We start from the raw sequence: 7,210 nt of genomic DNA on the forward strand, positions 1-7,210 counted from the left end.
GTCGACGGCCGCGGGCTCACCGGTTTCGGCGAGGGCGGTGGCGGCGGAGTGGGCGCGGGCGGCCTGGGCGACGCCGGCGGCGGGGTGGGCTGCGGCGTCGGCGCGGGCGGAACCGGGGCCGGGGTCGGAGTCGGCGGCGGTGTCGGCACCGGGGTGGGGGTGGTCGTGGGAGTGACGGTCGGCTTCGGCGTGGCTGTGGGCGTCGGCGTGGGCGTCACGGTGGGGCTGTGCGTGGGCGTGGGCGTGGGCGTGGGAGTCGGCGTCGGAGTCGGCGTTGGCGTCGTCCGCGTCGGCGTGGGAGTCGGGGTGGGTGTGGGCGTCGGCGTGGGGCAGGGGTGGTGGTGCGTCGGCCTCGGCGGCCAGGGCCTGGTGGGCCACGGCTTCGGGTGGTGCAGGATCCCGGAGAGGTCGACGTCCACGCCGACCTCCACGTCCACGTCCACCTCGGTGTCCACGCCGTCCCGGCCCACCCCGACCGAAACGTCCGTACCGGTGTGGACACAGGTGTGGACGACCGGACCGTGCGGGTGCCCGCCCTGCCGGTCCGTCGAGGAGCGGGCGGTGGCCGAGCCGGTCAGCAGCGCGCAGAGCGCGACCACACCGGCGGCCGCTCCGGCCAGTCGGACCCTCCGCGCCCGCGGGTCGGCGTCCCTGGCGGGGCCGGTTCCGGGTAAGACGGCGCGGCTGCGGGGGGCGCCGTCCGCCGACGCCCGGTCCGCGGTCACGGTGCCCCGTCCATCGGTATCCGCCGGGGCGGCTGGTGCTGCGGCATGGGCTCCATGCACCTCTCGTGTCGTCAGGAGGACCGGCCCACGCCGGAAGGGGGGCCGACACCGGACGGCCCGCCGCAGTGGGCGGGCCGTCCGGCATCAGGTGAAACGATCATGCGGAGAGCCGGTTACGGCCGCCCCGGGGCGCGCGCCCCGGGCGTGCGAGCGGACCGACGCTGCGACGCCACGCCGTGGCGCGCGGCTCAGTGGCAGGTCACTCAGTGGCGGCCGTGCGCGATCTCGACGTTCTCCAGGACACCGACGGCGTCCGGCACCAGGATCGCGGCCGAGTAGTAGGCGCTGACCAGGTAGGAGATGATCGCCTTCTCGTCGATGCCCATGAAACGGACCGACAGGCCGGGCTGGTACTCGTCCGGCAGGCCGGTCTGGTGCAGACCGATGACGCCCTGGTTGTCCTCGCCGGTCCGGATCACCAGGATGGAGCTGGTGTTGTCCTTGCTGATCGGGATCTTGTTGCAGGGCAGGATCGGCACACCGCGCCAGGCCGGCACCTGCTGGCCGCCGAGGTCGACGTGGTGCGGGTAGATCCCGCGGGCGTTCAGCTCACGGCCGATCGCGGCGATCGCCCGCGGGTGGGCGAGCAGGTAGTCCGGGTCCCGGCGACGGCTGAGCAGCTCGTCCAGGTCGTCCGGGGTGGGCGGGCCGGAGTGGGTCTGGATCCGCTGGGCGAAGTCGGCGTTGTTGAGCAGACCGAACTCCGGGTTGTTGACCAGCTCGTGCTCCTGGCGCTCGCGCAGCGCCTCGATGGTCAGCCGGAGCTGGTGCTCGATCTGGTTCATCGGCTGGTTGTAGAGGTCGGCGACCCGGGTGTGCACCTTGAGGATCGTCTGCGCGACGCTCAGCTCGTACTCGCGCGGCTTCAGCTCGTAGTCCACGAAGGCGCCCGGCAGCTGGTACTCGCCGTGGTGGCCGGCGGACATCGCGATCTCGGCCTCGCCGCGCTCGTTCTGGCGCTGGAGCGGCAGGGCCAGGAAGGCGGTGAGGTGCTCCTGGAGCGCGGGCGAGTTGTCCCGGATCTGCTCGAAGTCACGGCGGGGCAGCGACAGCACGGTGCCCGCGGTCACCGTCTTCGCGGTGAACTCCCAGACGGCGTCCTGGTCCAGCACGGACTGCTCGCCGAAGCGGTCGCCGTCACCGAGCACGCCGACCACCGTCTCGTCACCGTACTTGCCGGTGCCGATCTGGTTGATCTTGCCGTGCGCGATCAGGAAGATGCGGTCCGCCGCCTCACCGCGCTCGGCGAGCACCTCGCCCGGACCGAAGTCGCGCTGCTCGCAGCGGTCGGCCAGCGCGGTCAGCACCTCGTCGTCCTCGAACCCGCGCAGCAGCGCCAGCTCACCCAACTCCTGGGGGATGACCCGGACCTGGGAACCGGTCTTGATGAACTCGACCCGGCCGTCACCGACGGTGTAGGTGAGTCGGCGGTTGACCCGGTAGGCACCACCGGCGGCCTGCACCCAGGGCAGCACCTTGAGCAGCCAGCGGGAGGTGATCTCCTGCATCTGCGGCGCGGACTTCGTGGTGGTGGCGAGATTGCGGGCAGCAGCCGTCGTCAGGCTCGACTGCGCCACCTGCGGTGTCTCCGGGGCCGTCTCCACGGTCATCGGCAGGGTTCTCCATTTCGTGTGATCAGTCACGTGTGATCAGTCACGCCGACCCGTCGCGCGACCGGCGGCAGCCGGGGACCAGGTGTCGACGGATCATCAGATACGCGTATCGGTGCGGGTGTTGACTGTCTTCGCGATGCGGTGCGCCCGCTCGGGCGATCCACCGGAACCCTAGATCACCACCACACGGCCCATCCCGTACGACAACCGAGTGCCCCCCGATTGGGTGAATCTCTCCGATCGGAAGGTTTGAATCCGTCGCCCTTGCACCGGTGGGCCGTCACGTTTCTGCGCATGCGAATCGTCCAGACGTAGGAACGATTCACCCCACCCGAACGGAGCAGCGCGAAGGCCCGCACCCCGACCGATGGGGTACGGGCCTTGCGGACATCTGTTCGATGCTCGAACACAGTGCGAATCCGGGTGCCGATCGGCCCGCCGCGGGCACCTCCGCGCGCCCCGCCCCGCCGCCGAACCAGGGCCGCCGCGCAGGGAAGCAGGTCGTCACCCCCCGGGACCGTGCTCCGACCGGGCCGCGCGCCTGGCCGCCCGCAGGTTGCGCCGGTGCACGACCCACCAGAGCGTGCCCACCGTGACGGACAGGACGATCAGGACCAGGGCCAGCACCGGCCAGCGGCTGTCGGCGAGCCGGATGTCGGCCAGCAGCAGCCCGGCCACCGCCGCGACCGGGACGAGCAGCGCGGCCAGGGCCCGACCCGTCGCGGCCACCACCCCGGGGTCGGCGCGGGCCCGGTGCAGACCGGGCCAGCCGAACGGGTCGCCGCCGAAGTAGTGGGCGACCCCGCGGACCGCGAGCCGGTCGGTGGCCCAGGTGTAGGACAGCGCCATGTAGGGGAGCCAGACCAGCGGGGCGACGGTACCCATCAGGAGGACCAGCGCCAGCAGGGACCACTCCCCCGCCGACCGCCAGCGGGACGGCGGCGGGTCGGTGTCCTCGCTGGTGATGCCGAGCAGCCGGGCCATCCGCCGGACCAGGTCCCAGAACCCCCGGAGGCGGCCGGGGGGACGGGAGGCGTCGGGCTCCGGACCTGCCGCGAGCGCCCGCTCGGCGGCGGCGAGGTCGGGGTGGGCGCCCTGGAGGACGAGCAGTTCGGGGGCGCGGGCCCGGTCGGCCGGGTCCTTCCCGGCGAGGGCGGCGAGCTCCAGCAGCAGCTGCGCCTGGGCCAGCAGGGCGGTGCAGAAGGCGAACGGGATGAGCCAGAGGAACGGCCCGCCGACGAAGGCGCCCTCGCTCTGGCTGACCAGCCGGGCGTGGTCGACGGCCCGCGCGGCGAGGTCGCCGGTGGTGGCCTCGGGGTGGGCGGCGCGGAGTGCCGCGACCCGGCGCGCGGCCCGGGGGCCCCGGTGGCGGACGGCGAAGACGGCGAGCAGTTCCGGCAGCCGGTCGGGGTGGGCCCGCATCGAGCGCACCAGCTCGGCGACGGGGGCGCTCTCCTTCACCGCTCCGGGGACCGCGTCCGGGGCGGCCGCCGGGGTGTCGGGCTCGCCAGTGGGCCCCGGGCGCCCGGGGTGTTCCGGTCGTGCCGGGTCCGGGTGCTCGGGGTTCGCGTCTGTCTTCGGGGCCACGTTCGTCCCACCGCTCCGCCGCACGCTCCGGCCGTGCCCGGACCGGCGTCCGACCGCGCGCGGCCGACCGCTCACCCGGGCCTTCCTCCACCCTAGGCCCAGCCCTCCGGCTCCCGCCTGCCGGGCGGCCGGGGTCAGGCGACCTCGAAACCGTGCCGGACCCGGTCGAGGCGGCCGGCCGCGAAGTCCTCCTCGGAGATCCAGAAGGAGACGTTGACGCACTCGCCCCAGTCGACGGCCAGCGCGCCACTCCCGATCTGGAGCAGCGGGCGGTGGCCCTCGGGCCGGCCGGTGTCCGTGTCGCACCAGCCCAGCAGCCGGACCTCGGGCCGGGGCATCCGCTCGGCGAGGTCCTGGGCGAGATCGAAGGCGACCAGGAAGTCGTCCGGGAACAGCCGCTCCAGCTCCTGGTCCTGGTAGGAGGGCGCGGAGAGCGCCCAGGCGGCCCGGACCGGAACGGCGGGGACGACGGGTGCGCCCTGCTCGACGGCCGGGGCCGGCCGGGGCTCCGCACCCGCGGGGACGTGCAGCACCCGGCATCCCCGGCCGGTGAAGTCGGAGAGCCACTCGTCGTGGAAGAAGAGCAGCAGCCCTTCGGCGGGCAGCGGCCAGCCCTCCCCGCCCGGCCCGGTGGACCGGAAGGCCGTGGCGAGGGCGGCGCAGTCGAGTTCGGCGAGCAGCTGCATCGGGCGGCCGCCGGCCTCCGGCCAGGCCGTGCCCGCCGGGAGCGCGGGCAGTCCGCCGAGCCGCCCGACCGGCACCGCGTCCGGCGCGGGAAGGCCGGCCGCGTCGGCGGGGTCCGAGGAGTCGGGCCTCGAGGAGTCCGGGCCCGGCAGTCGGTCCAGGGCGAGGGAGGAGCGGAACAGCCCCTCGACCAGGGCACCCGGCTGCTCGCCGACCCGGGCCCGGATCAGCTCCGCGACATCGCCCGGAATCGGCGGCGCGCCCTCGGCGGGCGCGGCCGCGGGGCTGTCGGTGGTCACGAGTTCGGCCATGCGCCAAGCCTGCCACGAGGGTCCGACAACGCCGGTCGGCCGCCCCGGCGCACGGCGGGCGGGAAGGGCGGGCGGCACCTGACGGGGCGTAACGACGGGAACCGCGGGCGGGAACGCCGAAGGCCCCGTCAGGTGCCGGTACGGGGGGATGATCGGCACCTGACGGGGAGCGGGCCGACGACCTGTCGGCCGGTCGGCCCGGCTGTGGGAGCGGTTCAACGGGGGCGGTTCGGCGGAGCGGTTCAGCAGTGCGGCTCAGCGGGGCGGTTCAGCAGTGCGGCTCAGCGGAGCGGTTCAGGCGCAGACGACCTCGTTGCCGGGGACCTGGAAGATGCCGGAGTCACTGGCCGCACCGGCGGCGTACTCGTAGTAGAGGTACGTGTAGAAGTCGATCCGCGCGCCGTTGCCGCAGACCGAGTCGGTGCCGACGGTGTACGTCAGGGTGACGGTGGTGGTGGCGCCGGCGGCGACCGGGACGGAGTGGTGGACCAGACCGCTGGTGGCGCCGGTGTCGCAGGCGGTGACGTTGCCGCCGCAGGAGGAGAAGGCGTACTTCAGGCCGGTGTTCAGCGTGGTGGTGTAGGTCGGCTGGACAGACTCGTAGACGAAGTACGCGGCGGTGTCGTGCGGGTTGGTCAGCGTCAGCGTCAGGGTGACGTCCGAGCCGGGGGTGGCCGTGGTCTTGTCGACGGAGACCGACAGCAACGGGGTGTCCGCGTGGGCGGGGGTGGCCGACAGCAGCAGGCCGATGAGGAGGGCGAGGATCGCGGGCAGGCCGGTACGGCTCAGAAATGAAGTGCGCATGACCAAAGAGCGTAGGCGGCCGTGCCCGCGCCGGGGCCCGCCTCCGCACCGGTCCGTACTGGCATATGACAGCGGAGCGGACGCCCCGGACCATAACCTCCCGATTACGCCCCGGTTCCGCCCACTCCCCGGCCGCCGGACGCCTACCCTCCGCGCCCGCCCCTCAGAGCGGCGGCGGCAGGATGGCGCAGAGCGCCTCCAGCGCCGCCGGGTAGGCGTGGTCCGGCGGGGTCGCGTACCCGACGACCAGGCCGTCCGTCGCCGGCATCGCCTCCGCCGCGAGCAGCGGGTGCCGGTAGTCGGCCAGGCCGTCCAGGACCAGCCCCCGGTAGGCGGCGGCCTTGAGCACCGAGCGCTCGGTCCCGGGCGCGAGCCGGAGCACCGCGTGCAGCCCGGCCGCGATCCCGGTGACCTCGATGTGCGGGGCGTGCTCGGCCAGCGCGCCGACCAGCCGGTCCCGGCGGTCGCGGTAGCGGCGGCGCATCCGCCGGACGTGCCGGTCGTAGCCGCCGGAGTCGATGAACTCGGCGAGGGTCAACTGGTCCAGGGCGCTGGCCCAGGCCTCCCGCTCGCCCTTCGCCGCGAGCACCCGGTCCACCAGGTGGTCGGGCAGCACCATCCAGCCGAGCCGCAGCGCGGGGCTGAGGCTCTTGCTGGCCGTCCCCAGGTAGACCACCCGCTCCGGGTCCAGACCCTGCAGGGCGCCGACCGGCTGCCGGTCGTAGCGGAACTCGCCGTCGTAGTCGTCCTCCAGGACCAGTCCGCCGCGGCCGCGCGCCCAGTCGACCACCGCCGCGCGGCGGCCCGGGTGCAGCGGTCCACCGGTCGGGAACTGGTGGGCGGGCGTCAGCAGCGCCGTGCGGATCTCCGGGTCCTCCGCCAGTCCGCCCACCCGTGCGCCGTGCTCGTCGAGCGGGAGCGGGCGGGTGGTGGCCCCGGCGGCGGCCAGCAGCCCGCGGTGGAAGGCCAGCCCGTAGCCCTCGACGGCGAGCGACCCGGCCGTCCGGGCCGGGAGCACCGCGCGCGGGCCGTCGAACAGCAGCCGCAGCGCGTGCGCGAAGCCGGAGCAGACCACGATCCGGTCCGGGTCGGTGCGGACCCCGCGGGCCCGGGCGAGGTAGTCGGCGAGCACTTCGCGCAGTTCGCGCCGGCCCTGCGGATCGCCGGGCCCGAACGCCTCGTTGGGCGCGGCGGTGAGCGCCCGGCGCCCGGCGGCCAGCCAGGCGGTGCGCGGGAAGGCGGCGGCGTCGGGCTGGCCCTGCCGCAGGTCGTGGGCGGGGCGCGGCGGGCGGGAGGAACGGCGGGCCCGGGTCGGGGGGACGGGTTCGGCCCGTTCGGCGACGGTGGTGCCGGAGCCCTGCCGGGCGGTGAGCCAGCCCTCGGCGACCAGTTCGGCGTAGGCGTCGGCGGCGGTGTTGCGGGCGAT

5 protein-coding genes and 1 pseudogene are annotated in these 7,210 nt (G+C 74.8%); all 6 read right to left on the reverse strand.

All coding sequences use genetic code 11. The features are described from left to right. A pseudogene (locus tag BI06_RS47290) lies at positions 1–378 on the reverse strand (hypothetical protein); the annotation flags it as partial. A 610-nt stretch (positions 379–988) separates the two neighbouring features. Then, positions 989–2,395, reverse strand: coding sequence for a family 2B encapsulin nanocompartment shell protein (locus BI06_RS38620; protein WP_043476022.1), 1,407 nt, complete (start codon positions 2,393–2,395; stop codon positions 989–991). Positions 2,396–2,902: 507 nt separating this feature from the next. Next, the gene (locus BI06_RS38625) at positions 2,903–3,985 is read right to left on the reverse strand and encodes a hypothetical protein (protein ID WP_051742780.1); all 1,083 of its coding nucleotides are present in this window, start codon (positions 3,983–3,985) and stop codon (positions 2,903–2,905) included. A gap of 134 nt (positions 3,986–4,119) precedes the next feature. After that, positions 4,120–4,980 carry a DUF1963 domain-containing protein gene (locus BI06_RS38630; protein WP_030398197.1) on the reverse strand — a complete coding sequence of 287 codons (861 nt, stop codon included), beginning with the start codon at positions 4,978–4,980 and terminating at the stop codon, positions 4,120–4,122. A 294-nt stretch (positions 4,981–5,274) separates the two neighbouring features. Then, entirely contained in the window at positions 5,275–5,784 is a 510-nt protein-coding gene (locus tag BI06_RS38635; protein WP_030398196.1) for a hypothetical protein, read from the reverse strand. Between the two features lie 163 nt (positions 5,785–5,947). Beyond that, a partial coding sequence (locus tag BI06_RS38640; protein WP_043476025.1) for a PLP-dependent aminotransferase family protein occupies positions 5,948–7,210 on the reverse strand: 1,263 nt, incomplete at its 5' end.

The organism is Kitasatospora sp. MBT66, from assembly GCF_000710405.2.
Taxonomy (GTDB): Bacteria; Actinomycetota; Actinomycetes; order Streptomycetales; family Streptomycetaceae; genus Kitasatospora; species Kitasatospora purpeofusca.